Origin of the sequence: Escherichia sp. F1, assembly GCF_046764225.1 — a bacterium.
GTDB classification, from domain to species: Bacteria; Pseudomonadota; Gammaproteobacteria; order Enterobacterales; family Enterobacteriaceae; genus Escherichia; species Escherichia coli.
Genome location: NZ_CP177202.1, coordinates 2,048,638 through 2,074,487, shown reverse-complemented (window position 1 = coordinate 2,074,487; position 25,850 = coordinate 2,048,638). Strand labels below are relative to the sequence as shown.

At 50.3% G+C, this 25,850-nt stretch carries 28 protein-coding genes; 10 read left to right on the top strand and 18 right to left on the bottom strand.

Translation table 11 applies throughout. From position 1 onward, the window contains the following. Positions 1–48: 48 nt before the first annotated feature. The 3 genes from ACK8NJ_RS10005 to yobA are packed head-to-tail and all read right to left on the bottom strand — an operon-like array spanning position 49 to position 1,653. Complete coding sequence (locus tag ACK8NJ_RS10005; RefSeq protein WP_281987100.1) at positions 49–390, bottom strand: YebY family protein; 342 nt, start codon at positions 388–390, stop codon at positions 49–51. 12 nt (positions 391–402) lie between these two features. After that, the gene (copD, locus tag ACK8NJ_RS10000) at positions 403–1,275 is read right to left on the bottom strand and encodes a copper homeostasis membrane protein CopD (RefSeq protein ID WP_411962401.1); all 873 of its coding nucleotides are present in this window, start codon (positions 1,273–1,275) and stop codon (positions 403–405) included. Positions 1,276–1,278: 3 nt separating this feature from the next. Further along, on the bottom strand, positions 1,279–1,653 hold the full coding sequence (gene yobA / locus ACK8NJ_RS09995; protein WP_000204700.1) for a CopC domain-containing protein YobA: 375 nt from the start codon (positions 1,651–1,653) through the stop codon (positions 1,279–1,281). A 138-nt stretch (positions 1,654–1,791) separates the two neighbouring features. Here yobA and holE point away from each other — a divergent pair, with 138 nt between their 5' ends. The 3 genes from holE to exoX all read left to right on the top strand — a co-directional run bounded on the left by holE (position 1,792) and on the right by exoX (position 3,466). Next, positions 1,792–2,022 carry a DNA polymerase III subunit theta gene (holE, locus tag ACK8NJ_RS09990; RefSeq protein WP_000916763.1) on the top strand — a complete coding sequence of 77 codons (231 nt, stop codon included), beginning with the start codon at positions 1,792–1,794 and terminating at the stop codon, positions 2,020–2,022. A gap of 101 nt (positions 2,023–2,123) precedes the next feature. Then, positions 2,124–2,780 carry a carbon-nitrogen hydrolase family protein YobB gene (gene yobB / locus ACK8NJ_RS09985; RefSeq protein WP_000011651.1) on the top strand — a complete coding sequence of 219 codons (657 nt, stop codon included), beginning with the start codon at positions 2,124–2,126 and terminating at the stop codon, positions 2,778–2,780. A 23-nt stretch (positions 2,781–2,803) separates the two neighbouring features. Further along, positions 2,804–3,466 (top strand): exodeoxyribonuclease X, encoded by a 663-nt coding sequence (gene exoX / locus ACK8NJ_RS09980; RefSeq protein ID WP_000944256.1) that lies wholly within the window; start codon positions 2,804–2,806, stop codon positions 3,464–3,466. On the opposite strand, the gene ptrB is transcribed toward exoX, so the two are convergent. Both ptrB and tnpA read right to left on the bottom strand, forming a co-directional pair. Continuing rightward, positions 3,463–5,523 carry an oligopeptidase B gene (ptrB, locus tag ACK8NJ_RS09975; protein ID WP_000936963.1) on the bottom strand — a complete coding sequence of 687 codons (2,061 nt, stop codon included), beginning with the start codon at positions 5,521–5,523 and terminating at the stop codon, positions 3,463–3,465. The two genes, exoX and ptrB, sit on opposite strands and share 4 nt — an antisense overlap. A 156-nt stretch (positions 5,524–5,679) precedes the next feature. Beyond that, positions 5,680–6,105 carry an IS200/IS605-like element ISEc46 family transposase gene (tnpA, locus tag ACK8NJ_RS09970; RefSeq protein ID WP_000064873.1) on the bottom strand — a complete coding sequence of 142 codons (426 nt, stop codon included), beginning with the start codon at positions 6,103–6,105 and terminating at the stop codon, positions 5,680–5,682. Between the two features lie 56 nt (positions 6,106–6,161). Between tnpA and ACK8NJ_RS09965 the strand changes: the two genes are divergently transcribed. Then, entirely contained in the window at positions 6,162–7,331 is a 1,170-nt protein-coding gene (locus ACK8NJ_RS09965) for an RNA-guided endonuclease InsQ/TnpB family protein (protein WP_086200743.1), read from the top strand. Between the two features lie 163 nt (positions 7,332–7,494). On the opposite strand, the gene ACK8NJ_RS09960 is transcribed toward ACK8NJ_RS09965, so the two are convergent. The 3 genes from ACK8NJ_RS09960 to yebG all read right to left on the bottom strand — a co-directional run bounded on the left by ACK8NJ_RS09960 (position 7,495) and on the right by yebG (position 9,194). Next, positions 7,495–8,154 carry a tellurite resistance TerB family protein gene (locus tag ACK8NJ_RS09960; protein WP_000024746.1) on the bottom strand — a complete coding sequence of 220 codons (660 nt, stop codon included), beginning with the start codon at positions 8,152–8,154 and terminating at the stop codon, positions 7,495–7,497. 326 nt (positions 8,155–8,480) lie between these two features. Beyond that, positions 8,481–8,837, bottom strand: a complete 357-nt coding sequence (gene yebF, locus ACK8NJ_RS09955) for a protein YebF (RefSeq protein WP_001295500.1) — start codon at positions 8,835–8,837, stop codon at positions 8,481–8,483. 66 nt (positions 8,838–8,903) lie between these two features. Further along, a complete protein-coding gene (yebG, locus tag ACK8NJ_RS09950) occupies positions 8,904–9,194 on the bottom strand; it encodes a DNA damage-inducible protein YebG (RefSeq protein ID WP_000257738.1) in 291 nt (96 codons plus the stop codon). 133 nt (positions 9,195–9,327) lie between these two features. On the opposite strand from yebG, the gene purT reads away from it, so the two are divergent. Continuing rightward, positions 9,328–10,506, top strand: coding sequence for a formate-dependent phosphoribosylglycinamide formyltransferase (gene purT / locus ACK8NJ_RS09945; RefSeq protein WP_411962399.1), 1,179 nt, complete (start codon positions 9,328–9,330; stop codon positions 10,504–10,506). Between the two features lie 54 nt (positions 10,507–10,560). Here purT and kdgA read toward each other — a convergent pair whose 3' ends face one another. The 3 genes from kdgA to zwf form a co-directional block, all read right to left on the bottom strand. Beyond that, a complete protein-coding gene (gene kdgA / locus ACK8NJ_RS09940) occupies positions 10,561–11,202 on the bottom strand; it encodes a bifunctional 4-hydroxy-2-oxoglutarate aldolase/2-dehydro-3-deoxy-phosphogluconate aldolase (RefSeq protein WP_000800512.1) in 642 nt (213 codons plus the stop codon). Between the two features lie 36 nt (positions 11,203–11,238). Further along, complete coding sequence (gene edd, locus ACK8NJ_RS09935; protein WP_411962397.1) at positions 11,239–13,050, bottom strand: phosphogluconate dehydratase; 1,812 nt, start codon at positions 13,048–13,050, stop codon at positions 11,239–11,241. Positions 13,051–13,284: 234 nt separating this feature from the next. After that, a complete protein-coding gene (gene zwf, locus ACK8NJ_RS09930; RefSeq protein ID WP_000301727.1) occupies positions 13,285–14,760 on the bottom strand; it encodes a glucose-6-phosphate dehydrogenase in 1,476 nt (491 codons plus the stop codon). Between the two features lie 337 nt (positions 14,761–15,097). On the opposite strand from zwf, the gene hexR reads away from it, so the two are divergent. Beyond that, complete coding sequence (gene hexR / locus ACK8NJ_RS09925) at positions 15,098–15,967, top strand: DNA-binding transcriptional regulator HexR (RefSeq protein ID WP_001056694.1); 870 nt, start codon at positions 15,098–15,100, stop codon at positions 15,965–15,967. Between the two features lie 127 nt (positions 15,968–16,094). Next, positions 16,095–17,537: a pyruvate kinase gene (pyk, locus tag ACK8NJ_RS09920; RefSeq protein WP_000091148.1), complete on the top strand. Its 1,443-nt coding sequence runs from the start codon at positions 16,095–16,097 to the stop codon at positions 17,535–17,537. Between the two features lie 131 nt (positions 17,538–17,668). On the opposite strand, the gene lpxM is transcribed toward pyk, so the two are convergent. From lpxM to znuA, 3 genes are all read right to left on the bottom strand, one after another. Next, the gene (gene lpxM / locus ACK8NJ_RS09915) at positions 17,669–18,640 is read right to left on the bottom strand and encodes a lauroyl-Kdo(2)-lipid IV(A) myristoyltransferase (RefSeq protein ID WP_000448381.1); all 972 of its coding nucleotides are present in this window, start codon (positions 18,638–18,640) and stop codon (positions 17,669–17,671) included. 118 nt (positions 18,641–18,758) lie between these two features. Beyond that, positions 18,759–20,081, bottom strand: a complete 1,323-nt coding sequence (mepM, locus tag ACK8NJ_RS09910; protein WP_001184045.1) for a murein DD-endopeptidase MepM — start codon at positions 20,079–20,081, stop codon at positions 18,759–18,761. Between the two features lie 15 nt (positions 20,082–20,096). Beyond that, positions 20,097–21,029 carry a zinc ABC transporter substrate-binding protein ZnuA gene (gene znuA / locus ACK8NJ_RS09905; protein ID WP_271388126.1) on the bottom strand — a complete coding sequence of 311 codons (933 nt, stop codon included), beginning with the start codon at positions 21,027–21,029 and terminating at the stop codon, positions 20,097–20,099. Positions 21,030–21,107: 78 nt separating this feature from the next. Here znuA and znuC point away from each other — a divergent pair, with 78 nt between their 5' ends. Beyond that, positions 21,108–21,863, top strand: a complete 756-nt coding sequence (gene znuC / locus ACK8NJ_RS09900) for a zinc ABC transporter ATP-binding protein ZnuC (RefSeq protein WP_000202996.1) — start codon at positions 21,108–21,110, stop codon at positions 21,861–21,863. Continuing rightward, positions 21,860–22,645: a zinc ABC transporter permease subunit ZnuB gene (gene znuB / locus ACK8NJ_RS09895; RefSeq protein WP_000571478.1), complete on the top strand. Its 786-nt coding sequence runs from the start codon at positions 21,860–21,862 to the stop codon at positions 22,643–22,645. The genes znuC and znuB overlap by 4 nt, the downstream gene beginning before the upstream one ends. A 149-nt stretch (positions 22,646–22,794) precedes the next feature. Here znuB and ruvB read toward each other — a convergent pair whose 3' ends face one another. From ruvB to yobI, 3 genes are all read right to left on the bottom strand, one after another. After that, on the bottom strand, positions 22,795–23,805 hold the full coding sequence (gene ruvB, locus ACK8NJ_RS09890) for a Holliday junction branch migration DNA helicase RuvB (RefSeq protein WP_000568522.1): 1,011 nt from the start codon (positions 23,803–23,805) through the stop codon (positions 22,795–22,797). A gap of 8 nt (positions 23,806–23,813) precedes the next feature. Continuing rightward, positions 23,814–24,425: a Holliday junction branch migration protein RuvA gene (gene ruvA / locus ACK8NJ_RS09885; RefSeq protein WP_000580323.1), complete on the bottom strand. Its 612-nt coding sequence runs from the start codon at positions 24,423–24,425 to the stop codon at positions 23,814–23,816. Positions 24,426–24,563: 138 nt separating this feature from the next. Further along, the gene (gene yobI / locus ACK8NJ_RS09880) at positions 24,564–24,629 is read right to left on the bottom strand and encodes a stress response small protein YobI (RefSeq protein WP_072146566.1); all 66 of its coding nucleotides are present in this window, start codon (positions 24,627–24,629) and stop codon (positions 24,564–24,566) included. A 70-nt stretch (positions 24,630–24,699) separates the two neighbouring features. On the opposite strand from yobI, the gene ACK8NJ_RS09875 reads away from it, so the two are divergent. Beyond that, positions 24,700–25,302, top strand: coding sequence for a YebB family permuted papain-like enzyme (locus ACK8NJ_RS09875; RefSeq protein WP_001559261.1), 603 nt, complete (start codon positions 24,700–24,702; stop codon positions 25,300–25,302). A 1-nt stretch (position 25,303) separates the two neighbouring features. Here the strand turns inward: ACK8NJ_RS09875 and ruvC are convergent, their stop codons facing one another. Further along, a complete protein-coding gene (gene ruvC / locus ACK8NJ_RS09870; protein ID WP_001295503.1) occupies positions 25,304–25,825 on the bottom strand; it encodes a crossover junction endodeoxyribonuclease RuvC in 522 nt (173 codons plus the stop codon). Positions 25,826–25,850: the final 25 nt, after the last annotated feature.

The window sequence follows — 25,850 nt, the reverse complement described above, 5'->3', positions numbered from 1 at the left end:
AGAACTGAGGCGGTTTTTTATTGGAAATCAAAAGGCTATTTTAGGTAATTAACAGAGTTTTTCAGCTCGCTCTATAAACGGTGCCAGACTCATTTTTTCATCTGGATTGTTAGGGTCATCAATCTGAATCACCGAAATGGGCTGGGCTTTAGTCTTCCCACTGGTAACTTCCTTTTGTGCGATATCGTTTAAAGGATACTGCACGAGGGTACTTGGGTTGATGACATACAAAGCATTACCCGGTCGGCAAGTCAGCATCACCTCTTCGCGATTAAACGCCCATTTGTCTTTACCCACTTCAAAACGGCTGACGGTAATCACCTGCGGTGCCGCCAGCGCCGCTGCAGAACTGGTGAGTAACAGAAACGCCAGAATACTTTTTTTCATCATTTTCGTAATCCATCAAAAAGGTTCGAGAGTCGCAAGCAGGCTGATGATCACCAGCACTACCGCACCTATCGCCCATTCGAGTTTAGTCATCCACACAAACCAGGGTGCCGCACGATCTTCATCCTGCCTCATGCGCGGTACAAGAACATAACGATTAGCCAGCGCAATGACCACCATAATCATCACCAGGATGGCTTTGAGCAATAAGAGTTGGCCCCAGTAAGTCGTAAGCGTGGGGGGAAATCCGGTAATCAACAATGCATTAAGCACGCCGCTTGCCAGTACGCCGATCACCGCAAAATGCCCGCACCAGGAAAAACGCATCAGCGCCTGAATAGCCTGGTGTCGCCAACGGCCTTTGATGAGTTGCATACACCAGAGCACCGGCAGTAATCCCCCAAACCACGCCGCCGCACAGATCAGGTGAATCGCGTGATTAGTCTGATGGATTTTCGCCGTTACCCCTTCATTCAGCGTCGCATGCCCGACTCCCGCCAGCAGAAAAAATTGCGCGGTAGTGAGCATAAACAGCAAACGTGGCATATTCCGCGGTTGCATAAGGGCAACGATCAACGTTACGAGGGCGAGAACAATTTGCCATAACCAGACGCCACCAAACTGCGTTTGCAAAACAGCCTGCCAAATATTTGGCGAAAATACATCTGTCCATCCCGTTCCCATCAACCCGCCCTGAACGGCGAGCATTGCAGTGGCACTGCTCAAACTCCAGACGGCAGCGTGCTGTTGTAAACGCAGAAAACGCTTCGTCAGCAAGCGACGAATCGTTAAGGGTGCCAGCCAGGCACCGTACATTGCGAAGCCAAAGACCAGCATCAGCGAGGTGAAATGGATAAATCGCAGCGCGATCCAGGTAAACGCCAGCATGATTTATTTCACGCTAAAGGTGTAGTGTCCTTTCGTTTTATGCCCGTCCACCGAAACAACATGCCAGTCAACGGTGTAGGTTCCGGGTTTCAGCGAATCGGCCAGTGGAACAATCAGTTGCTTTTGGTCCTGCTCATTCCGCTTCGCCGGTAATGTTTTAATATTTTCGTTTTTTGGCCCCGTGATTTTTGCACCACTGAATCCTGTTTCAACGCCTTCCGAGAAGTTTAAAGTGATTGCCTGCGGGGCAGCTGTCACTTGCGCGTTTGCCGCAGGATACTGATGCGTTAAATGCGCATGTGCCCAGACGGAAGGTGTCACCAACGAAGTGGTCAGGATTGCCAGCGCGTAGCGAAGGGAGCGTGCAGTTGAAGTCATATTATCTATTCCTTTTTGTAATAACTTTTTTACAGAGCATAACCTTGTCTAATGTCTGAGTCGAGGATCATCAATTCCGGCTTGCCATCCAGGCTCACTCTTAGTAACTTTTGCCCGCGAATGATGAGGAGATTAAGAATGCTGAAGAATCTGGCTAAACTGGATCAAACAGAAATGGATAAAGTGAATGTCGATTTGGCGGCGGCCGGGGTGGCATTTAAAGAACGCTACAATATGCCGGTGATCGCTGAAGCGGTTGAACGTGAACAGCCTGAACATTTGCGCAGCTGGTTTCGCGAGCGGCTTATCGCCCACCGTTTGGCTTCGGTCAATCTGTCACGTTTACCTTACGAGCCCAAACTTAAATAAAACTTATACAGAGTTACACTTTCTTACATAACGCCTGCTAAATTATGAGTATTTTCTAAACCGCACCCATAATTTGCAGTCATTTTGAAAAGGAAGTCATTATGTCGTTCTGGAAAGTTGCAGCAGCGCAATATGAGCCTCGTAAAACCTCACTGACCGAACAGGTAGCTCATCATCTGGAGTTTGTGAGGGCCGCCGCCAGGCAACAATGTCAGCTGTTAGTTTTTCCATCGCTTTCTTTACTGGGGTGTGATTATTCGCGACGTGCCCTTCCTGCCCCACCCGATCTCTCGCTGTTAGACCCGCTTTGTTATGCTGCAACGACCTGGCGAATGACCATCATTGCCGGCCTTCCCGTTGAATATAACGATCGCTTTATTCGTGGAATTGCGGTGTTCGCACCGTGGCGAAAAACACCAGGGATCTACCATCAGAGTCATGGTGCATGTCTGGGCCGTCGTTCCAGAACCATCACGGTGGTCGATGAACAACCGGAAGGTATGGATATGGACCCGACCTGTTCACTGTTTACGACAGGGCAATGTCTGGGAGAACCCGACCTGCTGGCGTCGGCCCGTCGCTTACAATTTTTTTCACATCAGTACTCGATTGCTGTGCTGATGGCAAATGCCCGTGGTAACAGTGCACTATGGGATGAACATGGTCGTCTCATCGTTCGCGCCGATCGTGGTTCATTATTGTTAGTCGGTCAGCGTTCATCACAGGGTTGGCAAGGCGATATCATTCCATTACGCTAGGCTTTTTCGGCCTGGAGCATGCCATGTTGCGCATTATCGATACAGAAACCTGCGGTTTGCAGGGAGGGATCGTTGAGATTGCCTCTGTTGATGTCATTGACGGAAAAATCGTCAACCCCATGAGCCACCTGGTGCGCCCCGATCGTCCTATTAGTCCACAAGCGATGGCGATTCACCGCATCACCGAAGCCATGGTCGCCGATAAACCGTGGATTGAAGATGTGATCCCACACTATTACGGTAGTGAATGGTATGTCGCGCACAACGCCAGCTTTGACCGCCGCGTACTGCCTGAGATGCCCGGTGAGTGGATTTGCACTATGAAACTGGCCCGTCGTTTGTGGCCAGGGATCAAGTACAGCAATATGGCGTTATATAAAACACGGAAGCTCAATGTACAGACGCCGCCGGGCCTGCATCATCACCGCGCGTTGTATGACTGTTATATCACCGCCGCGTTGCTTATCGATATTATGAACACCTCCGGCTGGACGGCAGAACAGATGGCCGATATCACCGGACGTCCGTCGTTGATGACGACCTTCACCTTTGGCAAATACCGTGGCAAAGCGGTTTCCGACGTTGCCGAACGCGATCCGGGCTATCTGCGCTGGTTGTTTAATAACCTGGACAGCATGAGCCCGGAGCTGCGTTTAACACTGAAACATTATCTGGAAAATACCTAATCCGCAGGCGTAGCGGGTAATGTTCCCTGCGCCAGCGCGACCAGAAAAGCATATTCCATCGCTACGCCTTCGTACGATTTAAAGCGGCCAGATTTACCGCCATGGCCTGAGTCCATGTCGGTACAGAGCAATAAAAGATGGTTATCGGTTTTCAGCTCGCGCAATTTAGCGACCCATTTTGCCGGTTCCCAATATTGCACCTGAGAATCGTGTAAACCGGTCGTTACCAGTAAATGTGGATAAGCCTGTGCGGTGACGTTGTCATACGGGCTGTAGCTTTTCATATACTCGTAATATTGCGGATCCTGCGGATTCCCCCACTCTTCAAACTCACCAGTGGTAAGAGGAATTGATTCATCAAGCATCGTTGTTACAACATCAACAAACGGTACCTGGGCGATAACGCCGTGGAATAATTCCGGGCGTTGATTAATTGCAACGCCCATCAACATGCCCCCCGCACTCCCGCCCATCGCATAACAAAGCGAAGGAGAGCCATAGCCCAGTTTTAACAATGCATCGCAGGCATCAAGATAATCATTAAACGTATTTTTCTTCTTCAGAAATTTACCGTCTTCGTACCATTGTTGCCCCAGCTCACCGCCGCCGCGAACATGGACAATGGCGTAGACAAATCCACGATCTAATAAACTCAAGCGGCTAAAACTGAAATCGGCATCAATACTTGCGCCGTAAGAACCATAGCCATACACCAGCAATGGGTTGTGTCCTTTGCGAAAATGTTTGCGATGATAGACCAGCGAAACCGGAACTTCGACGCCATCACGGGCGACTATCCACAGGTGTTCACTGCGGTAATTCGCCGCATCAAAACCGGGCACTTCTGTTTGTTTTAATACACGACGCTCACCGGTATCCATATCCAGTTCAAACAAAGTGTCTGGTGTGGTCATGGAAGAATAACCATAACGCAATCGCGCGGTTTCAGGTTCTGGATTGTAGGCAATCCAGGTCACATAGGCCGGATCATCAAAGGCAATGCCAATGACTTCCCGGGTCTTGCGGTTGATTTGGCGCAAACTGGTTAACCCGCGCTGACGCTCTTCAACCACCAGCCAGTCGGTAAACAGCGTAAACCCTTCCAGCATAATGTTATCGCGTGGCGGAATTAACTCTTCCCACTGTTGCTCATCACGCATACGGGTACGGTATAAGCCAAAGTTTTTGCCGTGGCGGTTGGAACGCAGATAAAACCGATGCTGGTAGTGATCAAGGCTGTATTCGTGATCTTTGCGGCGCGGCAGAAAAACAAACGGCTCGGCATCGGCCATTTCCGCGTCCAGCAGGCGAACTTCACTGGTGGTGGCGCTGGCCAGATGAATGACTACATAGTGCTTCGACGTCGTTTTATGCAGGCTGACATAATAGGTATCGTCTTTTTCTTCGTAGATCAGTGTATCTTGCGATGCTGGCGTACCGATGGCGTGACGCCAGACCTGATAAGGCAGCAGCGTCACCGGATGCTTGCGAACATAGTAGAAAGTCCAGGAGTCATTTGCCCAGACAAAGCTGGGTTCAACGTTATCCAGCAGTTCCGGATACCAGTTACCTGTTTCCAGATTACGAAAGCGAATGCCGTACTGGCGTCGGGAAAGAAAATCTTCTGCCAGTGCCATAATGGTGTTATCGGGCGTAATCGCCATTCCGCCCATCGAATAAAACTCACTATGAGCCGCGCGCTTGTTGGCATCGAGCAATGTTTCCCACTCATCCCACTCTTCACTGAACGCCGATTGACGCTGGTAGATAGCATATTCACAGCCTGGTTCATAAATATGCCGATAGCGGTAGCCATTTTTGATGTAGGGAGCAGAAACTTCTCTTTGCGGAATGCGGTCGATGATTTCCTTTAAGATGCGATCCTGCAAGGCTTGTTGCGAGGCCATCACCCGATGACCGTAACTATTTTCTTGCTGCAGGTAGTCCAGGACTTCCGGCTGAGAACGAGTATCGTCCCGCAGCCAGTAGTAATTATCGATGCGCGTATCGCCATGAAGCGTCATGGCGTGGGGAATGCGGGCGGCTTTTGGTAGCATGTTATTGTTCTTTCTGGTTGAAACATCTTATAAGGGTGGCAAAACTCACCGGAGATGCAAGCGAAACAGGGTAGTCATTGCTTAGCGAAAAACGCCGTAAACCCTCGCCCAATGCGGGCGGGGATATAAGGCGAAAAGCCCGCAGGGCTTTAAAGATCAATCAGGTGTTGACTGACTCTGAACGTAGGCTCTGAGCGTTTCAATCGTTGCCTCTCCGGTGCTACAGACAAAGTACGATCTCGACCACAAAAGCCCCGTTTTACTCTGCATACGTAAATGCGCGTTCTGCTGGCGTAGCAAACGTGATGATACCGATTTTAAATTATTGACCATCACACTGACCGCCAGTTTTGGCGGGTAGGCAACCAGCAGGTGTACATGGTCTGGCTCCCCGTCCATCTCAATAATTTCGCATTCAAGCTTTGCCGCAGCGGAGCCAAAAGCCTCACGCAACTGAGCGATCATCTGACTGTCGAATAGTTTGCGTCGATACTTTGTCGTAAAAATAAGGTGCACAACCAGCTTACTGACACTGTGTCGTTTGCGGAGAAATCCCGCCAGTAAATCATCATGATTACTCAATTGATATATTTACCTAAAGTGTTAAAATAAAAGCATTATATCAATGAGCGCTGATTATGTTAAGAGCAACAAAAGTACGCATCTACCCGACACCAGAACAGGCTGAATTTATCAACGCCCAGTTCGGTGCAGTGCGTTTTGCGTACAACAAAGCTCTGCATATCAAGAAACATTCTTACCAGCGGCACCGCGTAAATTTAAACCCGCGTAAAGACCTCAAACCACTGCTTGCAGTGGCGAAGAAATCCCGCCGGTATGGATGGCTTAAAGAATATGATTCTATTGCGTTGCAGCAGGCGGTAATTAACCTCGACGTGGCTTTTTCTAACTTTTTCAATCCGAAACTGAAAGCAGGTAAACCTACCTTTAAAAGTAAACACGGCAGACAATCGAGCTACCATTGTGTTGGCATAAAAGTCCTTGATGCTGCGATAAAAATACCGAAAATCTTGCCGATTGAAGCGCGTTTACATCGTGAAATTACGGGAATGCTGAAAAGTATCACGTTGAGCCGCAGCGCAACCGGGAAATACTACGCGTCGTTACTCTGTGACGACGGGATGGAAGCGCCGGCAAAGCCCGCACTGATATCAAATGTGACAGGGCTGGATATGGGGCTGGCGCATTTTGTCATCAAATCGGACGGCAATAAAATTGCCAGTCCCCGCCACCTAATCAATGCAAGTCGCAACCTTCGCCGGAAGCAGAAAGCACTGTCCCGTAAGAAAAAAGGGAGCGCAAACAGGCGCAAAGCCAGAATACAACTTGCAGCCGTTCACGAACGGGTAGCCAGTGCCCGTGCCGATTTCCAGCACAAGTTATCTCGCGCAATTGTTGACGAAAACCAAGCGGTAATTGTCGAGACATTGAAAACGGCAAATATGATGAAAAATCACCATCTGGCTCGTGCGATAGGCGATGCTGGATGGTCTGGATTCATCACAAAACTGGAATACAAAGCAACAGAGAAAGGTGTGCATCTGGTGAAACTGGATCAATGGTTCGCCAGTTCGAAGACCTGCCACTGCTGCGGTCACAAAATGTCGGAGATGCCATTACATAAGCGCATCTGGCAGTGTCCAGAGTGTGGAGTTGAACATGACCGCGATATCAACGCGGCGCTCAACATCAAACGCAAGGGCATACTGGAATTACAAGCGGCGGGACTCGTCGTTTCTGCCCATGGAGGCCAGCGTAAATCCGTCACACAGACGGTTGCGGCTTAAGAAGTGGGAAGCCTCGCCCGACAGGGCGGGGAGCAGTCACATGATGACAGGTAATGGCGCGGATATCGAATGTTATGCAGACAGAGAAAATCAGCCTGCTCAAATGGCTGTGCGGTTCTGGATAGCCCGAAATAGTCAACTTCAGGCTATCCAGAGAGCGGAATTATTCCGCCAAAGTGCGTTTTTGTTGTTCGAGATCGCGTTCAATGCCTTCACGAACGTCCTGGGGGATTTTCAGCGCGTCACCCAGTGCATTCAGGTAACTGCGTTCCATAAAATGGTCAATATCAATAGCCGCGCAGCTCAGGAAATAGATTTCCAGCGCCTCTTCTTCATTGCGGACCCCGGTAGCCAGGCGTTGTGGATCCAGCGGTTGTTCGATTGCCTGCTCAATGAGTACACGCCCCTGTTCTTCCACACCGGCTTCACGCAATTGCTGATCGATTGCCGCACGTTCTTTGGCATCAATATGACCATCACTTTTAGCGGCAAAGACCAGCGCAAGGATCAAACGTTCCGTACGCTCATCCAGCGGCGTACTTTGCGCGCCAAACTGCGGTTCGTCCTGATGCGCCGCGCGAATTTTATCTTTGTATTTATTCCACAGCACCGTACCCGCTACCGCTCCGCCGCCAACCAGTAACGCGTTGGTGCCATATTTCGTAAGAAGTTTACGTGCTGATTTATTTGCGACCAGCAGCCCAGCCAGTCCGCCTAATGCGCCTGGCACTAACAGTTTGCCCAATCCCTGATCCGCAGACGAGGAGGTAGAAGAACTGCTTTGCCCAAGCAGGGATTGCAGTTGATTTAACCAGTTAGCCATATTTGCTCCTCAATAACCATTTTTAGTGCCTGTAGCATAGCGGATGAGGATGTCAGAAAATGTATATCGAGACAAAAGATGCGCAAATAAGCGGGGCGGTAGGCCGTTATTCAAAGAAATTCGCGCCAGGTAAGGTATTTACTGTATATCAGGTGATAAGGGTATTTTAGGTGAAAGTAGTTTGTCGTTTTGAGTGGCATTGTTTGATGCTGATTGCCCGATGCGATGCTGTTGCGTCTTCTCAGGCCTACGATTGTGGTGCGTTGTGGGGCGGACAAGGCACTCGCGCCGCATCCGCCAACGGTCAATCGAATTATCAGAAGCCATTAACGCCGCTGATATTCCGCCATTCCCGCTTTGCAGTCCACGCTGACCTGGTAATGAATATCGGCACTTTTACCACGCACGGTTAGCGGTACTGACCATTTATCATCTTTACCCTGAATGTCCTGCAAACTGACCCAAGCCACGGGATCGGCCTGACCGACAATTTTTTGATCATCTGCCCAGCGCGCCACGCGATTTTGTTGATAATCACGTTTTACGCTCGCGGCAATTCCGGCAGCATCCAGACCTTCACACTTTGGGAAAGTGACCGACTTGCTGGTTTCATTATTGGCAGCGAAAACTGATGCGCAGGCAGAAACCAACAACAGCCCTAAAAACGCCCCTCTTTTTTTCATGTTTTTCTCCATAGCACAATGATTCAGGAGAAAGCATGGTACAAATTGTCAGGAGCGCAAGTTGCTTCAGGCCGCGTGTGAGGCATCTTCCTCTTCGGATTCAGCACCGACGACCTGTGGGGACGGTAATTTGCCGGTTTTCAGAATGGTGCTCAGCACATCTTTTTGTTCTGCCAGCCATAGCGAAAGGGCTTCACGTTGCTCGTCTTCCATTTGCACTGGAGAATTTGTCAGCCAGGTGTCAAGCAGATCCGCCGTATCAAGCATTTTGTCATAAGCATCGGCTTCCTTTTTGCTGGTAAACGACATTTTCTCTTCGCCCTCACGAATGACTACGTATTTAACTTCAACCGCCATTTGCAGCCTCTCATAATAACTGTGATTTTATACAGTATATTTCTTTTCGGTTGGGAAATCAACATCAGCAATAAAGACACGCGCAAACGTTTTCGTTTATACTGCGCGCGGAATTAATCAGGGGATATTCGTTATGACGTTATTAGGCACTGCGCTGCGTCCGGCAGCAACTCGCGTGATGTTATTAGGCTCCGGTGAACTGGGTAAAGAAGTGGCAATCGAGTGTCAGCGTCTCGGCGTAGAAGTGATTGCCGTTGATCGCTATGCCGACGCACCAGCCATGCATGTCGCGCATCGCTCCCATGTCATTAATATGCTTGATGGTGATGCATTACGCCGTGTGGTTGAACTGGAAAAACCACATTATATCGTGCCGGAGATCGAAGCTATTGCCACCGATATGCTGATCCAACTTGAAGAGGAAGGACTGAATGTTGTCCCCTGCGCGCGCGCAACGAAATTAACGATGAATCGCGAGGGTATCCGTCGCCTGGCGGCAGAAGAGCTGCAGCTGCCCACTTCCACTTATCGTTTTGCCGATAACGAAAACCTTTTCCGCGAGGCGGTTGCTGAAATCGGCTATCCCTGCATTGTTAAACCGGTGATGAGTTCCTCCGGCAAGGGGCAGACGTTTATTCGTTCTGCAGAGCAACTTGCTCATGCATGGGAGTACGCTCAGCAAGGCGGTCGCGCCGGTGCGGGCCGCGTAATTGTTGAAGGCGTCGTTAAGTTTGATTTCGAAATTACCCTGCTAACCGTCAGCGCGGTGGATGGCGTCCATTTCTGTGCACCGGTAGGTCATCGCCAGGAAGATGGCGACTATCGTGAATCCTGGCAACCACAGCAAATGAGCCAGCTGGCTTTGGAACGTGCGCAGGAGATTGCCCGTAAAGTGGTGCTGGCACTGGGCGGTTATGGGCTGTTTGGTGTCGAGCTGTTTGTCTGTGGTGATGAGGTGATTTTCAGTGAGGTCTCCCCTCGCCCACATGATACCGGGATGGTGACGTTAATTTCTCAGGATCTCTCGGAGTTTGCCCTGCATGTGCGAGCCTTCCTCGGACTTCCGGTTGGCGGGATCCGTCAGTATGGTTCTGCAGCTTCTGCCGTTATCCTGCCACAACTGACCAGTCAGAATGTCACGTTTGATAATGTGCAGAATGCCGTAGGCGCAGGTTTGCAGATTCGTTTATTTGGTAAGCCGGAAATTGATGGCAGCCGTCGTCTGGGGGTGGCACTGGCTACTGCAGAGAGTGTTGATGAAGCGATTGAGCGCGCAAAGCACGCCGCAGCACAGATAAAAGTACAAGCTTAACCCCGGCGAAAAACGCTACCAAAATGCCCGATCGAGGATCGGGCATTTTGACTTTTACAGCTTAGCGCCTTCTACAGCTTCACGCGCCAGCTTAGTAATGCGGTCGTAATCGCCCGCTTCCAGCGCATCTGCCGGAACCAGCCAGGAACCACCGATGCACAGCACGCTTTTCAGCGCCAGGTAGTCACGGTAGTTAGCCGGAGAAATACCACCTGTCGGGCAGAAACGGACCTGGGAGAACGGACCCGCGATCGCCTGCAGGGCTTTCACACCGCCGTTAGCTTCAGCCGGGAAGAATTTGAACTCTTTCAAACCGTAGTCCATACCCAGCATCAGTTCGGAAACAGTGCTGATCCCCGGAATCAGAGGAATAGTCCCTTCGGTAGCAGCCTTCAGCAGCGGCTCGGTCAGCCCCGGGCTAATTGCGAACTGTGCACCCGCTTCGGTGACTTCTGCCAGCTGCTGTGGATTCAGCACCGTACCGGCACCCACAATCGCTTCAGGCACTTCTTTGGCGATAGCACGGATAGCGTCAACTGCACACTCGGTACGCAGAGTCACTTCCAGAACGCGCACCCCACCAGCAACCAACGCTTTTGCCATCGGCACCGCGTGTTCCAGTTTTTTTACCACGATAACCGGTACAACCGGGCCGGTGGTCAGAATTGATTCTGCACTTGTTTTCCAGTTTTTCATCAGAGTTTTCTCTCGCCTGATTACAAATTTGTCGTCTTAAAAAGTGATACAGGTTGCGCCCTGTTCGGCACCGGACAGTTTTTCACGCAAGGCGCTGAATAATTCACGTCCTGTTCCCACGCGTGACGCGCTCAGGTCAGGAATGTGTGGTTCGCGAGCAGCCAGTTCCGCTTCGTCTACCAGCAGCGTCAGTTCGCCTGTCTGTCCATTCACACGAATGATGTCCCCGTCGCGCACTTTTGCCAGCAGCCCGCCATCGTAGGCTTCTGGTGTTACGTGGATAGCTGACGGCACTTTACCTGAAGCGCCGGAGAGTCGTCCATCAGTAACTAACGCAATTTTGAAACACCGGTCCAATAATACACCAAGTGGCGGCATGAGTTTATGTAATTCTGGCATTCCGTTCGCTTTTGGCCCCTGATGACGGACAACAACGACACAATCGCGGTCCAGCAAACCCGCTTCAAAGGCCGGCATAACGTCATGCTGGCTTTCAAAAACAACCGCAGGCGCTTCAATCACCTGGTTCTTAACCGGCACGGCAGAGGTTTTCATAACCGCACGGCCCAGGTTACCGCTTAACACTTTTGTCCCACCATGATGAGAGAAAGGTTGTTCGAAGGAAGCGATCACATTGTTGTCGAGTGATTTTTCCGCCCCTTCCCGCCAGTCCAGTTCACCATTATTCAGCCATGGTTCAAGGGTATAACGAGACAGACCAAAGCCTGCCACCGTATTGACATCTTCATGCAGCAGGCCTGCTTTGAGCAGTTCACGCACCAGAACCGGTACGCCACCTGCCGCCTGGAAGTGATTAATATCGGCCGGACCGTTCGGGTAGAGACGTGCCATCAGCGGTACAACATCAGAAAGGTCAGAGAAGTCATCCCAGTTAATCTGAATACCGGCCGCGCGTGCCATCGCCACCAGGTGCATGGTGTGGTTAGTGGAACCACCGGTCGCCAGCAGTGCAACGATACCGTTCACCACCACTTTCTCATCTATCATCTTACCGATCGGCATCCATTCATTACCATTACCGGTCATGCGTGTAACCTGACGCGCAGCTGCTGCGGTCAAAGCATCGCGCAGCGGAGAATCCGGATGAACAAAAGAAGAGCCTGGCAACTGCATCCCCATAAACTCCACCACCATCTGGTTGGTGTTGGCAGTACCGTAGAAAGTACATGTTCCCGGCGCATGATAAGACGCGGCTTCTGACTCCAGTAGTGCCATGCGGTCCACTTTACCTTCGGCATAAAGCTGGCGAATACGCACTTTTTCTTTATTTGGCAAACCGCTTGCCATCGGTCCAGACGGCACAAACACCGCAGGCAAATGCCCAAACGACAGGGCTGCCATCGTCAGACCCGGGACAATCTTGTCGCACACACCGAGGAACAGCGCACCATCAAACATGTTATGGGACAACCCCACCGCCGCAGACATCGCAATCACTTCGCGGCTTAACAGCGACAATTCCATTCCATCCTGCCCCTGGGTGACACCATCACACATCGCCGGAACACCGCCTGCAACCTGACCAACCGCATTTGCTTCATGCAGGGCTTTACGAATGATTTCTGGATAGTGTTCATAAGGCTGGTGAGCGGAGAGCATGTCGTTATAGGAGGTGATGATGGCGATATTGTTACGCAACATGCTTTTCAAAGAGGCTTTGTCTTCTGGCTGGCAGGCAGCGAAACCGTGTGCCAGGTTACCGCATGCCAACTGCGAACGATGAACGGTCGAAGTTTTCGCTTGTTCTATCCGGGCGAGATAAGCAGAGCGAGTCTCGCGCGAACGTTCAATGATTCGATTTGTTACGCGTAACAATTGTGGGTTCATAAAGGCTCCTGAAATTGAGTTGTCAGAGCAGGATGATTCACAACGCGTTTCATTCAGAGGATTTATGACTGAAACGCCTGTAACCGGAGCTCATAGGGCAAAAACGTTTCAGTCAGTGTAATAAAAAAAGCCTCGTGGGTGAATCCGCACGAGGCCTGAAAGTGTAAAAATTGTTCTACAATCTGTGCAAGATCATGTTACCGGTAAAATAACCATAAAGGATGAGCGCAGATATTACTCAAACTCATTCCAGGAACGACCATCACGGGTAATCATCGCCACTGAGGCAACGGGTCCCCAGGTTCCGGCCTGATACGGTTTCGGCGCATCATTGTCCATCGCCCACGCCTCAGTAATGGAGTCTACCCATTTCCAGGCTTCTTCCACTTCATCGCGACGTACGAACAGTGCCTGAATACCACGCATGGTTTCCAGCAGCAGACGTTCATAGGCATCCGCCAGATGCGTCTGATTAAAGGTTTCTGAATAGCTCAGATCCAGCTTGGTGATTTGCAGGTTATGTTTATGGTCAAGGCCAGGAACTTTATTTAGTACCTGGATATCCACGCCTTCATCAGGTTGCAGACGGATAGTCAGTTTATTCTGCGGCAGATCCTGCCACGACTCTTTAAACAGATTCAGTTCAGGTGTTTTGAAATAGACCACGACTTCAGAACATTTGGTCGGCAGACGTTTACCAGTACGCAGGTAGAATGGCACACCGGCCCAGCGCCAGTTATCAATGTCGACGCGGATCGCCACGAAGGTTTCTGTATTGCTGCTCTTGTTCGCGCCCTCTTCTTCCAGATATCCCGGCACTTTTTTGCCCTGGGCGAAGCCCGCAGTATATTGCCCGCGTACGGTTTTTTCGCGCACGTTGGAGCGGTCAATGCGGCGCAGAGACTTCAGTACTTTCACTTTTTCATCGCGGATGCTGTCTGCACTCAGGTCAGACGGCGGAGACATCGCAATCATGCAAAGAATTTGTAGCAGGTGGTTCTGGATCATGTCGCGCATCTGACCGGCTTTATCAAAATAGCCCCAGCGCCCTTCGATCCCCACTTCTTCTGCCACGGTAATCTCAACATGATCGATGGTGCGATTGTCCCAGTTGTTCACAAACAGAGAGTTAGCAAAACGCAGCGCCAACAGGTTCAGCACCGTTTCTTTACCAAGATAGTGGTCGATACGGTAAACCTGGCACTCCTCGAAGTATTCGCCAACCTGATCATTGATTTCCTGCGAGGTCGCCAGCGACGTCCCCAGCGGTTTCTCCATGACTACGCGTGCCGGTTTAGCATTCAGTTTTGCCTCGCCAAGCCCTTTGCAAATTGCGCCAAAAGTGCTGGGCGGCATGGCAAAGTAGTTAATGGTGATACGATTTTTTTGATCCAGCATCGCGCCGAGACGGCTGAATGCAGCAGTGTCATTGACATCGAGATTACAAAAATCCAGACGTGCACTCAGGGTGTCCCATAAACCTTCATCAATGGTTTCTTTCATGAAAGTTTCGAGCGCCTCGCGGACAACTTTGGTATAAGCCGCTTTATCCCAGTCAGCACGCCCTACGCCGATAATCCGGGTGTCCGGGTTGAGCTGACCGGCTTTTTCCAGTTGATACAGGGAAGGCAGCAATTTACGACGCGCAAGGTCGCCTTTCGCGCCGAAAATGACCAGGTCACAGGCCTGGGCTGTTTGCGTTACCGCCATGTCATTCTCCTTAAGTTAACTAACCCGGTACTTAAGCCAGGGTATACTTGTAATTTTCTTACGGTGCACTGTACTGCTTTTACGAGCTTGCGAAAACTGTAAACGCTTATCCACCCGTGCGATTACGGTAAAAGCGCGCAAAGTGCGGCAAAACTGATAAAAAAATCATCGTTTTCCATTGGGTAAAAATCTGACACTGATCATGTTATGAAAAAAAATAACAACTTTTTTATCTGCTTTTGTCATTAACACAGCACACAGGCGTAATATCTGACAAAACTGCATTTCGATTTCTTTCAGTGCGGAAATCGTCATAACCCGTGAGTCTCTTTACATCATGAATATGCTGGAAAAAATCCAGTCTCAGCTGGAACATTTGAGCAAATCTGAGCGCAAAGTTGCCGAGGTCATTCTGGCTTCGCCCGATAACGCGATCCATTCGAGTATTGCTGCTCTGGCGCTGGAAGCCAATGTTAGCGAACCGACGGTGAATCGTTTCTGTCGCAGCATGGACACACGCGGTTTTCCTGATTTTAAACTTCATCTGGCACAAAGTCTGGCGAATGGCACTCCCTATGTTAATCGCAACGTCAATGAAGATGACAGCGTTGAATCATACACGGGGAAAATATTTGAGTCCGCAATGGCAACGCTCGATCATGTCCGTCATTCACTGGATAAATCTGCCATCAACCGCGCCGTCGACTTGCTCACTCAGGCAAAAAAAATCGCCTTTTTCGGATTAGGTTCTTCAGCCGCCGTTGCCCACGATGCGATGAATAAGTTCTTTCGTTTTAATGTTCCGGTGGTGTACTCCGATGATATTGTGCTGCAACGCATGAGTTGTATGAATTGTAGCGACGGAGACGTGGTGGTGCTGATTTCTCATACTGGAAGAACAAAAAATCTGGTCGAGCTGGCGCAGCTGGCACGCGAAAACGACGCTATGGTAATTGCCCTCACCTCTGCGGGTACCCCGCTCGCCCGGGAAGCAACGCTGGCAATTACCCTCGACGTACCGGAAGATACTGACATTTATATGCCCATGGTTTCTCGACTTGCACAGCTGACCGTGATAGATGTGCTGGCGACAGGATTTACTTTGCGGCGCGGTGCAAAATTCAGAGATAACTTGAAGCGGGTCAAGGAAGCGCTGAAGGAATCGCGTTTTGATAAGCAGTTACTTAATTTAAGTGACGATCGCTAAAAACGACTGTCACTGTCCTAATCTTATACGACATCCGAATGAGATTAATTTATCGCCATCGCGGCGTTATTTCATTCGGATTTCATGTTCAAGCAACACCTGGTTGTTTCAGTCAACGGAGTATTACATGTCCAGAAGGCTTCGCAGAACAAAAATCGTTACCACGTTAGGCCCAGCAACAGATCGCGATAATAATCTTGAAAAAGTTATCGCAGCGGGTGCCAACGTTGTACGTATGAACTTTTCTCACGGCTCGCCTGAAGATCACAAAATGCGCGCGGATAAAGTTCGTGAAATTGCCGCAAAACTGGGGCGTCATGTGGCTATTCTGGGTGACCTCCAGGGGCCCAAAATTCGTGTATCCACTTTTAAAGAAGGCAAAGTTTTCCTCAATATTGGGGATAAATTCCTGCTCGACGCCAACCTGGGTAAAGGTGAAGGCGACAAAGAAAAAGTCGGTATCGACTACAAAGGCCTGCCTGCTGACGTTGTGCCTGGTGACATCCTGCTGCTGGACGATGGTCGCGTTCAGTTAAAAGTACTGGAAGTTCAGGGCATGAAAGTTTTCACCGAAGTGACCGTCGGTGGTCCCCTCTCCAACAATAAAGGTATCAACAAACTTGGCGGCGGTTTGTCGGCTGAAGCGCTGACCGAAAAAGACAAAGCAGACATTAAGACTGCGGCGTTAATTGGCGTAGATTACCTGGCTGTCTCCTTCCCACGCTGCGGCGAAGATCTGAACTATGCCCGTCGGCTGGCACGCGATGCAGGATGTGATGCGAAAATTGTTGCCAAGGTTGAACGTGCGGAAGCCGTATGCAGCCAGGATGCAATGGATGACATCATCCTCGCCTCTGACGTGGTAATGGTTGCACGCGGCGACCTTGGTGTGGAAATTGGCGATCCGGAACTGGTCGGCATTCAGAAAGCGTTGATCCGTCGTGCGCGTCAGCTTAACCGCGCAGTAATCACGGCGACCCAGATGATGGAGTCAATGATTACTAACCCGATGCCGACGCGTGCAGAAGTCATGGACGTAGCAAACGCCGTTCTGGATGGTACTGACGCTGTGATGCTTTCTGCAGAAACTGCTGCTGGTCAGTATCCTTCAGAAACTGTTGCAGCCATGGCGCGCGTTTGCCTGGGTGCGGAAAAAATCCCGAGCATCAACGTTTCTAAACACCGTCTGGACGTTCAGTTCGACAATGTGGAAGAAGCTATTGCCATGTCAGCAATGTACGCGGCTAACCACCTGAAAGGCGTTACGGCGATCATCACCATGACCGAATCGGGTCGTACCGCGCTGATGACCTCCCGTATCAGCTCTGGTCTGCCAATTTTCGCCATGTCACGCCATGAACGTACGCTGAACCTGACTGCTCTCTATCGCGGCGTTACGCCGGTGCACTTTGATAGCGCTAATGACGGCGTAGCAGCTGCCAGCGAAGCGGTTAATCTGCTGCGCGATAAAGGTTACTTGATGTCTGGTGACCTGGTGATTGTCACCCAGGGCGACGTGATGAGTACCGTGGGTTCTACTAATACCACGCGTATTTTAACGGTAGAGTAAGTACGTTGCCGGATGCGGCGAAAACGCCTCATCCGGCCTACAGTTCAATGATAGTTCAACAGATTTCGAATCTTCTGAAGCAAACTTGAACTTATCACACGGCGGAAGCCTCTCCTCGCGAGAGGCTTTTTTTATTTGATGGGATAAAGATCTTTGCGCTTGTACGGTTGGATTTCGCCCGGTTTGCGAGTTTTCAGCAATTTTAATATCCAGGTGTATTGTTCTGGTCGCGGACCAACAAAAATCTCGACTTCTTCATTCATCCGCCGCGCAATCGTATGGTCATCCGCCTCTAACAGATCATCCATCGGTGGGCGCACCTGAATCGTCAGGCGATGCGTCTTGCCATCATAAATCGGAAACAGCGGTACAACGCGCGCACGACACACTTTCATCAAACGACCAATCGCGGGCAACGTCGCTTTATAGGTGGCAAAGAAATCAACAAATTCGCTGTGCTCTGGGCCATGATCCTGATCGGGTAAATAATATCCCCAGTAGCCCTGACGTACCGACTGGATGAATGGTTTAATACCATCATTTCTCGCATGCAGACGACCGCCAAAACGACGACGCACCGTGTTCCAGACATAATCAAAAACCGGGTTGCCCTGATTATGGAACATCGCTGCCATTTTCTGCCCTTGCGAGGCCATCAGCATGGCAGGAATATCGACGGCCCAACCGTGCGGCACCAGAAAAATCACTTTCTCGTTATTACGCCGCATCTCTTCGATGATCTCCAGCCCTTGCCAGTCAACGCGCGGCTGAATTTTCTCCGGCCCGCGTATTGCCAACTCAGCCATCATTGCCATCGCTTGCGGCGCAGTGGCAAACATCTCATCAACAATCGCTTCGCGTTCAGCTTCACTACGTTCTGGAAAGCAGAGCGACAGATTGATTAACGCACGACGGCGTGAGCTTTTTCCCAGTCGTCCGGCAAAACGTCCCAGCCGTGCCAGAATGGGATCACGGAACTTTGGCGGCGTTAAAGCGATACCCGCCATCGCTGCTACGCCCAGCCATGCTCCCCAGTAGCGCGGGTGGCGAAAGGATTTATCAAACTCAGGAATGTATTCGCTATTATTTTTTTTCGTTTCCATGCTTTTCCAGTTTCGGATAAGGCAAAAATCAATCTGGTGATAGTGTAGCGGCGCAACTTGCCCCGCACCAAATAAAAAAGCCGGTACTGACTGCGTACCGGCTGCGAATGGATGTTAATTAATCAAACCGTAGCTGCGGCACAATCTCTTTGGCCTGTGCCAGGAATTCGCGACGATCGGAGCCGGTCAGCCCTTCGGTACGCGGCAGTTTTGCCGTCAGCGGGTTTACGGCCTGCTGGTTTATCCATACTTCATAGTGCAGATGCGGCCCGGTTGAACGTCCGGTATTACCGGAAAGCGCGATACGGTCGCCACGTTTCACCTTCTGTCCCGGTTTCACCAGGATCTTGCGCAAGTGCATATAACGCGTGGTGTAGCTGCGACCATGACGAATAGCCACATAATAACCTGCTGCGCCACTGCGTTTGGCAACCACCACTTCACCGTCACCCACTGAAAGCACTGGCGTACCTTGTGGCATTGCGAAATCAACACCTCTGTGTGGCGCAACGCGACCGGTCACCGGATTAGTACGACGCGGGTTAAAGTTAGACGAGATACGGAACTGTTTCGCCGTCGGGAATCGCAAGAATCCTTTCGCCAGACCAGTACCGTTACGATCGTAGAATTTGCCATCTTCAGCGCGGATTGCGTAATAATCTTTACCTTCTGAACGCAAACGTACGCCCAGCAGTTGGCTTTGCTCACGTTTACCATCAAGCATTTCTCGTGACATTAACACCGCAAATTCATCGCCTTTTTTCAGTTTGCGGAAATCCATTTGCCACTGCATGGCTTTAATCACTGCGCTCACTTCGGCGCTGGTTAAACCGGCGTTTCTGGCGCTGGCAACAAAGCTTCCCCCGACGGTACCTTTCAGCAGATTGTTGACCCACTCTCCTTGCTGCATTTCGCTGGTCATTTTAAAACCGTTAGCGGCAGTACGGTCATAGGTTCGGGTTTCACGACGAGACACTTCCCAGGTGAGGCGCTGCAGTTCGCCGTCCGCGGTTAATGTCCAGGAGAGTTGTTGACCGATTTTCAGGTTACGCAATTCTTTGTCGGCAGCAGCCAGTTGGGTGATATCACCCATATCAATACCATACTGATTGAGAATGCTGCTTAGCGTATCGCCAGTGGAAACAACATATTCATGCACGCCCGCTTCACCGGCGATTTTGTCATCCAGTTCATCCTGGGGAATGGCTTCATCTTCTTGTGCAGCTTGATCAATCGGCTCACTGGCTTCAGGTAAGAGCGAACGAATTTCGTTCTGTTCCAGCTCAATGGTTTTGACAATTGGCGTGGCATCGCGGTGATAAACATAGGGCCGCCAGACAGCGACGGCCAGAGTAAGAACGGTGAGCGACCCCAACATAACTCGGTGTGGTCGCGGTAAATTATTAAACGCCAGGGCGACAGAGCGGGCTATCTGTTGCACGTAATCACTTCCTCATTAATCTCCTTTCAGGCAGCTCGCATACTGGTTGGCTAATTGACTCAGGAATTCTGAATAGCTTGTTTTACCCAGTTTGATATTCGTCCCCAGGGGATCCAACGTTCCCATACGAACGGATGTCCCTCGTGCGACGCTCTCAACGACCGCTGGCCTGAACTGTGGCTCAGCAAAAACGCAGGTTGCTTTTTGCTCAACCAACTGTGTTCTTATTTCATGTAAACGCTGCGCGCCAGGTTGAATCTCAGGGTTAACGGTAAAATGACCAAGCGGTGTCAGTCCGAACTGTTTTTCGAAATAGCCGTAAGCATCGTGAAAAACGAAATAACCTTTCCCCTTGAGCGGCGCGAGCTCGTTACCAACCTGCTTTTCGGTTGAGGCTAATTGTGCCTCAAAATCCTTCAGGTTGGCGTCAAGTTTGGCTCGACTTTGCGGCATAAGTTCCACTAATTTTCCATGGATTGCAACCGCTGTAGCCCGCGCTATCTCTGGGGAAAGCCAAAGATGCATGTTGAAATCGCCGTGATGGTGATCTTCGTCACTTTTTTCCGCGTGGTCGTGATCATCATCATCGCCGTGAATACTTTTCATCAGCAGCGGTTTCACATCTTCTAGCTGCGCAATCGTTACCTGTTTCGCTTCTGGTAATTTACTTACCGGTTTTTGCATGAACGCTTCCATCTCCGGGCCAACCCAAACGACTAAGTCCGCGTTCTGTAAGCGTTTTACATCTGATGGACGCAGTGAATAATCATGTTCTGAAGCGCCGTCAGGTAGTAAAACCTCCGTTTCTGTTACCCCATCAGCAATGGCAGAAGCGATGAACCCAACGGGTTTAAGCGAAGCGACAACGGCAGCATCTGCGGCCTGTGTTGCACCGCCCCAGAGAGCGGCGGATAATGCTGCGAAAAGAAGCGTTTTTTTATGTAACATAATGCGACCAATCATCGTAATGAATATGAGAAGTGTGATATTATAACATTTCATGACTACTGCAAGACTAAAATTAACATGACAAGTCTGGTTTCCCTGGAAAATGTCTCGGTTTCTTTTGGCCAACGCCGCGTCCTCTCTGATGTGTCGCTGGAACTTAAACCTGGAAAAATTTTGACTTTACTTGGGCCAAATGGCGCAGGTAAGTCGACACTGGTACGGGTAGTGCTCGGGCTGGTAACACCCGATGAAGGGGTTATCAAGCGCAACGGAAAACTGCGCATCGGCTATGTACCGCAGAAGCTGTATCTCGACACCACGTTGCCACTGACCGTAAACCGTTTTTTACGCTTACGCCCTGGCACACATAAAGAAGATATTTTGCCTGCACTGAAACGTGTCCAGGCCGGGCATCTGATTAACGCACCGATGCAAAAGCTCTCGGGTGGCGAAACACAGCGTGTATTGTTAGCGCGAGCATTGTTAAATCGACCGCAATTATTAGTGCTGGATGAACCCACTCAGGGCGTGGATGTGAATGGTCAGGTGGCGTTATATGACCTTATTGACCAGTTGCGTCGCGAACTGGATTGTGGCGTTTTAATGGTCTCTCACGATCTGCATCTGGTAATGGCAAAAACCGATGAAGTGCTTTGCCTGAATCACCACATTTGTTGTTCCGGTACACCGGAAGTTGTTTCCCTGCATCCGGAGTTTATTTCTATGTTTGGTCCTCGTGGTGCTGAACAACTGGGTATCTATCGCCATCATCATAATCATCGTCACGATTTACAGGGACGAATTGTTTTGCGTCGGGGAAATGATCGCTCATGATTGAATTATTATTTCCCGGTTGGTTAGCCGGGATCATGCTCGCCTGTGCCGCGGGTCCGCTGGGTTCGTTTGTGGTCTGGCGTCGTATGTCTTATTTCGGTGATACGCTGGCTCATGCCTCATTACTTGGCGTCGCGTTTGGTTTGTTGCTGGACGTGAATCCATTCTATGCGGTAATTGCCGTTACGCTGCTGCTGGCGGGCGGTCTGGTATGGCTGGAGAAGCGTCCACAGCTGGCGATCGACACGTTATTAGGGATTATGGCGCACAGTGCCCTGTCGCTGGGCCTGGTGGTCGTTAGTCTGATGTCTAATATTCGTGTTGATTTGATGGCTTACCTGTTCGGTGATTTGCTGGCAGTGACGCCAGAAGATCTCATCTCTATTGCAATTGGCGTGGTCATCGTGGTGGCGATTTTGTTCTGGCAATGGCGCAATTTGCTGTCGATGACGATTAGCCCGGATCTGGCGTTTGTTGATGGTGTGAAATTACAGCGCGTGAAATTGTTGTTGATGCTGGTGACGGCATTGACGATTGGTGTAGCGATGAAATTTGTCGGCGCGTTGATTATTACTTCGCTGCTGATTATTCCTGCAGCTACAGCGCGTCGCTTTGCCCGCACGCCGGAACAGATGGCCGGTGTCGCTGTTTTGGTGGGAATGGTGGCAGTAACTGGCGGTTTAACCTTTTCCGCATTTTACGATACGCCGGCGGGTCCGTCGGTGGTGCTATGTGCGGCACTGTTATTTATTATCAGTATGATGAAAAAGCAGGCCAGCTAATCTATCGCTGAACACATTTGTCGGATGCGGCGCGAGCGCCTTATCCGACCTATGGTTCGCTATCTCTGGTATATGCCTGATAAGACGCGAATAGCGGCGCATCAGGCAACACTGCCAGTGTCGGATGCACCGCGAGCGACCGATCCGACTTACGGCATTTCTGGCGGCGTGATGCCGAAGTGGTTCCACGCCCGCACTGTCGCCATACGCCCGCGCGGTGTACGCTGCAAAAAGCCTTGCTGAATCAAATAAGGTTCCAGCACATCCTCAATGGTTTCACGTTCTTCGCCAATGGCAGCCGCCAGGTTATCCAGACCTACCGGCCCACCAAAGAACTTATCGATTACCGCCAGCAACAATTTGCGGTCCATATAATCGAAACCTTCGGCATCGACATTCAGCATATCCAGCGCCTGAGCAGCGATATCAGCCGAGATGGTGCCATCGTGCTTCACTTCGGCGAAATCACGCACTCGACGCAGCAGACGGTTAGCAATGCGCGGCGTACCGCGAGCGCGACGAGCAACTTCCAGCGCGCCGTCATCACTCATCTCAAGCCCCATAAAGCGTGCGCTGCGACTGACGATATATTGCAGATCCGGCACCTGATAAAACTCCAGACGTTGCACAATACCAAAACGATCGCGTAACGGTGATGTCAGCGAACCTGCGCGCGTGGTTGCGCCAATCAGTGTAAACGGCGGCAAATCAATTTTAATGGAGCGTGCCGCCGGACCTTCACCAATCATGATATCCAGTTGGTAGTCTTCCATTGCCGGGTACAGCACTTCTTCAACAACTGGCGATAGACGGTGGATCTCATCAATAAACAACACGTCATGCGGTTCAAGGTTAGTGAGCATCGCTGCCAGATCGCCGGCCTTTTCCAGCACCGGACCAGAAGTCGTGCGTAAATTAACGCCCATTTCATTGGCGACAATGTTAGCAAGCGTAGTTTTACCCAACCCCGGAGGACCAAAAATCAACAGATGATCGAGGGCATCGCCGCGCAGTTTCGCTGCTTTGATGAAAATCTCCATCTGTGAACGAACCTGCGGCTGACCAACATACTCTTCCAGTAATTTAGGGCGAATGGCGCGATCTGCCACATCTTCCGGCAAAGTGGTACCGGCAGAAATCAGACGGTCTGCTTCAATCATCCTTTACCTCATAACGCGGCGCGTAGGGCTTCGCGAATTAATGTTTCACTGCTGGCGTCAGGGCGAGCGATTTTGCTCACCATGCGGCTTGCTTCTTGTGGTTTATAGCCCAGCGCCACCAGCGCGGCAACCGCTTCCTGTTCAGCATCGTCGGTCGCCGGGCTGGCAGGTGATGTGAGTACCAGGTCGGCGGCTGGCGTAAAGAGATCGCCATGCAAACCTTTAAATCGGTCTTTCATTTCAACAATCAAGCGTTCGGCGGTTTTTTTGCCAATACCCGGCAGTTTCACTAGTGCCCCCACTTCTTCACGCTCAACGGCATTAACGAACTGCTGCGCTGACATTCCGGAGAGGATCGCCAGCGCCAACTTCGGGCCGACGCCGTTGGTTTTGATCAACTCTTTGAACAACGTGCGCTCTTGTTTATTGTTAAAACCGTACAGCAGTTGCGCGTCTTCACGCACCACAAAGTGGGTGAAAACGATCGCTTCCTGACCCGCTTCAGGGAGTTCATAAAAACAGGTCATCGGCATATGCACTTCATAGCCTACGCCGCCCACTTCAATTAACACCAGCGGGGGTTGTTTTTCAATGATGATGCCTCTGAGTCTGCCTATCACATGACGCTCCTGCGTAATGAATCAAAGATAATGCTGTATGATAAAAAAATGCTGGATAGATATCCAGCGAAGGATGAAGAAAACTTGCGAGGCGTCCCGATGTTCTGAAAAATGACGCAGTATAATTTTTTCTACAGGTTATATTGGAAGCAAATATTTAAATATTACATATTCAGTGAAGAAATGCGTAATAAAAATACACATTGCGCCTCCTGAAAAAATAAATTTTTTATGCTATTACGTATATTCGTATCTATTTCAATGGAATGACAACGTGAATATTAATTATCCTGCTGAATATGAAATTGGTGATATCATCTTTACATGTATAGGTGCTGCCTTATTTGGTCAAATATCAGCTGCATCAAATTGCTGGAGTAATCACGTCGGGCTCATTATCGGTCATAACGGTGAAGACTTTCTGGTTGCAGAAAGCCGTGTTCCCCTCTCAACCATCACTACGCTATCCCGTTTTATTAAACGCTCTGCTAATCAACGCTATGCTATAAAGCGATTAGACGCCGGGCTAACAGAACAACAAAAACAACGAATTGTTGAACAGGTTCCCTCCCGGCTACGAAAACTTTACCACACCGGTTTTAAATACGAATCTTCGCGCCAGTTCTGTTCAAAATTTGTCTTTGATATTTATAAAGAGGCACTATGTATTCCGGTGGGTGAAATAGAGACGTTTGGAGAACTGTTAAACAGCAATCCAAATGCAAAACTCACTTTCTGGAAATTCTGGTTCCTGGGTTCTATTCCGTGGGAGCGTAAAACCGTCACGCCAGCCAGTTTGTGGCATCATCCGCGTTTGGTGTTGATTCATGCGGAGGGAGTGGAAACGCCTCAGCCGGAACTGACCGAGGCGGTATAACTTAACGCAGTCGCCCTCTCGCCAGGTTCAGCCGCGATTCGCTCATCTGCATCGCATTCTGACTGACGTGACAATGGGTAATCGCGATAGCTAATGCATCGGCAGCATCCGCCTGTGGATTAGCGGGCAGTTTCAGCAAGGTGCGGACCATATGCTGCACCTGGCTTTTTTCAGCACTACCAATACCTACCACCGTTTGCTTTACCTGACGTGCCGCATATTCAAATACCGGCAATTCCTGATTCACCGCCGCCACAATCGCCACGCCGCGTGCCTGCCCCAGTTTCAGGGCTGAGTCAGCGTTCTTCGCCATAAAGACTTGTTCAATGGCGAAATAATCAGGCTGGAACTGGGTAATGATTTCCGTCACGCCCGCATAGATGAGCTTCAGACGAGACGGTAAATCATCCACTTTGGTGCGTATGCATCCGCTACCCAGGTAGGAGAGTTGCCTGCCTACCTGGCGGATGACGCCATAGCCGGTCACGCGCGAACCCGGGTCAATGCCGAGAATAATAGCCATCACGCGTCTCCGTTTTGCTGTTTAG

What these genes read in the sequence shown, in the direction of transcription:
- ACK8NJ_RS10005 (WP_281987100.1), bottom strand. Translation starts at nt 390, where the DNA reads ATGATGAAAAAAAGTATTCTGGCGTTTCTGTTACTCACCAGTTCTGCA.
- copD (WP_411962401.1), bottom strand. Translation starts at nt 1,275, where the DNA reads ATGCTGGCGTTTACCTGGATCGCGCTGCGATTTATCCATTTCACCTCG.
- yobA (WP_000204700.1), bottom strand. Translation starts at nt 1,653, where the DNA reads ATGACTTCAACTGCACGCTCCCTTCGCTACGCGCTGGCAATCCTGACC.
- holE (WP_000916763.1), top strand. Translation starts at nt 1,792, where the DNA reads ATGCTGAAGAATCTGGCTAAACTGGATCAAACAGAAATGGATAAAGTG.
- yobB (WP_000011651.1), top strand. Translation starts at nt 2,124, where the DNA reads ATGTCGTTCTGGAAAGTTGCAGCAGCGCAATATGAGCCTCGTAAAACC.
- exoX (WP_000944256.1), top strand. Translation starts at nt 2,804, where the DNA reads ATGTTGCGCATTATCGATACAGAAACCTGCGGTTTGCAGGGAGGGATC.
- ptrB (WP_000936963.1), bottom strand. Translation starts at nt 5,523, where the DNA reads ATGCTACCAAAAGCCGCCCGCATTCCCCACGCCATGACGCTTCATGGC.
- ACK8NJ_RS09965 (WP_086200743.1), top strand. Translation starts at nt 6,162, where the DNA reads ATGTTAAGAGCAACAAAAGTACGCATCTACCCGACACCAGAACAGGCT.
- ACK8NJ_RS09960 (WP_000024746.1), bottom strand. Translation starts at nt 8,154, where the DNA reads ATGGCTAACTGGTTAAATCAACTGCAATCCCTGCTTGGGCAAAGCAGT.
- yebF (WP_001295500.1), bottom strand. Translation starts at nt 8,837, where the DNA reads ATGAAAAAAAGAGGGGCGTTTTTAGGGCTGTTGTTGGTTTCTGCCTGC.
- yebG (WP_000257738.1), bottom strand. Translation starts at nt 9,194, where the DNA reads ATGGCGGTTGAAGTTAAATACGTAGTCATTCGTGAGGGCGAAGAGAAA.
- purT (WP_411962399.1), top strand. Translation starts at nt 9,328, where the DNA reads ATGACGTTATTAGGCACTGCGCTGCGTCCGGCAGCAACTCGCGTGATG.
- kdgA (WP_000800512.1), bottom strand. Translation starts at nt 11,202, where the DNA reads ATGAAAAACTGGAAAACAAGTGCAGAATCAATTCTGACCACCGGCCCG.
- edd (WP_411962397.1), bottom strand. Translation starts at nt 13,050, where the DNA reads ATGAACCCACAATTGTTACGCGTAACAAATCGAATCATTGAACGTTCG.
- zwf (WP_000301727.1), bottom strand. Translation starts at nt 14,760, where the DNA reads ATGGCGGTAACGCAAACAGCCCAGGCCTGTGACCTGGTCATTTTCGGC.
- hexR (WP_001056694.1), top strand. Translation starts at nt 15,098, where the DNA reads ATGAATATGCTGGAAAAAATCCAGTCTCAGCTGGAACATTTGAGCAAA.
- pyk (WP_000091148.1), top strand. Translation starts at nt 16,095, where the DNA reads ATGTCCAGAAGGCTTCGCAGAACAAAAATCGTTACCACGTTAGGCCCA.
- lpxM (WP_000448381.1), bottom strand. Translation starts at nt 18,640, where the DNA reads ATGGAAACGAAAAAAAATAATAGCGAATACATTCCTGAGTTTGATAAA.
- znuA (WP_271388126.1), bottom strand. Translation starts at nt 21,029, where the DNA reads ATGTTACATAAAAAAACGCTTCTTTTCGCAGCATTATCCGCCGCTCTC.
- znuC (WP_000202996.1), top strand. Translation starts at nt 21,108, where the DNA reads ATGACAAGTCTGGTTTCCCTGGAAAATGTCTCGGTTTCTTTTGGCCAA.
- znuB (WP_000571478.1), top strand. Translation starts at nt 21,860, where the DNA reads ATGATTGAATTATTATTTCCCGGTTGGTTAGCCGGGATCATGCTCGCC.
- ruvB (WP_000568522.1), bottom strand. Translation starts at nt 23,805, where the DNA reads ATGATTGAAGCAGACCGTCTGATTTCTGCCGGTACCACTTTGCCGGAA.
- ruvC (WP_001295503.1), bottom strand. Translation starts at nt 25,825, where the DNA reads ATGGCTATTATTCTCGGCATTGACCCGGGTTCGCGCGTGACCGGCTAT.